The sequence below is a fragment of the Streptosporangium sp. NPDC049644 genome (assembly GCF_040675205.1).
GTDB classification, from domain to species: domain Bacteria; phylum Actinomycetota; class Actinomycetes; order Streptosporangiales; family Streptosporangiaceae; genus Streptosporangium; species Streptosporangium fukuiense.
The window spans coordinates 1-1,533 of the sequence record NZ_JBFAOJ010000263.1; the positions used below are offsets into that span (position 1 = coordinate 1).

Below are 1,533 nucleotides of genomic sequence, written 5' to 3' on the forward strand. Positions count from 1 at the left end.
GAGCCGAACCGGGAGATCATCGAGTTGATCCGGTTCAACTCGCGGATGCCGGATCTGGTGATCGGTGATCTGAACGCGCAGGTCGCCGCGTTGCGAACCGGCGAGCGCCGGTTCCTGGAGATCCTGGAGAAGTTCGGCCGCCCGACGGTGGAGGCCGCCGTCGGGCGGATGATCGAGGACGGCGAGGCGCGCACCCGCGCCGCCCTCGCCGAGCTGCCGCAGGGGTCGTGGACCGCGGTCGACTGGGTCGACGACGACGGCATCACCGAGGACCCGGTCCGCATGCAGGTCACCGTCACCATCGCCGACGGCACCTTCACCGTCGACTTCGACGGTTCCGCGCCGGCCACGCCCGGTCCCATCAACATGCCGTTCGGCGCCACCGAGGCGATCTGCAAGGTGGTCCTCAAGTCGCTCACCTCGCCGGACGAGCCGTCCAACTTCGGCACGACCGTGCCCCTTGAGGTGCGGGCCGAGCCTGGAACGCTCTTCCACGCCGTCTACCCGCAGCCGACGTTCACCCTGTGGACCGGCATCGTCGCGGTCGAGCTCATCCTGAAGGCGCTGGCGCAGGGCATGCCGGACAGGCTGCCCGCCTCCTCCGGAGGGGACGTGCCGGGGTTCATGATGGTCGGCATCCACCCGGAGACCGGGCAGATGTTCGCGGTCAGCAACAACGACCCGGTCGGCTGGGGCGCCACCCCCTCCCACGACGGCATGAACGCCGCCACCCACGTCTCGGGCAGTACCGGGAGGATCACCCCGATCGAGGTCCTGGAGGCGCGGACCGGGATGTTCTTCGAGCGGATGGAGATGCGCGAGGATTCCGGCGGTGCCGGGCGGTTCCGCGGTGGGGTGGGGCTGCGGAGGGACATCCGGTTCGTGACCCCGGGGGAGTTCCTGTCGGTCATCAAGAAGACGCGGTCGCGGCCGTGGGCGCTGGAGGGCGGGCTGGAGCCCGAGCCCAACCAGGTGGTGATCTTCCCCGACACCGAGCGCGAGCATCGGGTCAGTACCAAGCGGACCAGGGTGCGGGTCGGTGACCGGATCAGGTTGCTGACCGCAGGGGGCGGCGGGCACGGGGATCCGTGCGAGCGCGACCCGGAGCTGGTCCGCCGCGACGTCGCCGAGGGCTATGTCTCTGCCGACGCCGCCCGCAGGATCTACGGGATCGACGGTGTCTGAGACGGTGTCCGAAACGGTGTCCGAGCGGGCCGGCACGGCTCCGCCGCGGGTGGACGGCGCGACGGTCGAGGTGGTGCGCAGCCATCTCGCCTCGGCCGCCGAGGAGATGCGGGCCACGCTCGTGCGTACCGCCTTCAACCCGGTCATCTACGAGGTCTTCGACTTCGGCATCTCCGTCTACGACTCCGGCCTGCGCCTGGTCGCCGAGTCGACGGGGCTGAGCCGCTTCCTCGGCGCCAACGACTACTCCATCCGCAAGGGTGTGGAGTACGTGGGGCGGGAGAACCTGCGTCCGGGTGATGTGGTGCTGTTGAACTACCCGTACTGGAACGCGGCGCACGCCTATGA

At 69.7% G+C, this 1,533-nt stretch carries 2 protein-coding genes; both read left to right on the top strand.

Annotation, left to right across the window (positions count from 1 at the left end; genetic code table 11):
- The coding region (locus AB0J58_RS45000; RefSeq protein WP_364227985.1) for a hydantoinase B/oxoprolinase family protein at nucleotides 1-1,185 on the top strand (1,185 nt) is incomplete at its 5' end.
- A partial coding sequence (locus tag AB0J58_RS45005) for a hydantoinase B/oxoprolinase family protein (protein WP_364227988.1) occupies nucleotides 1,178-1,533 on the top strand: 356 nt, incomplete at its 3' end. The genes AB0J58_RS45000 and AB0J58_RS45005, both read left to right, overlap by 8 nt.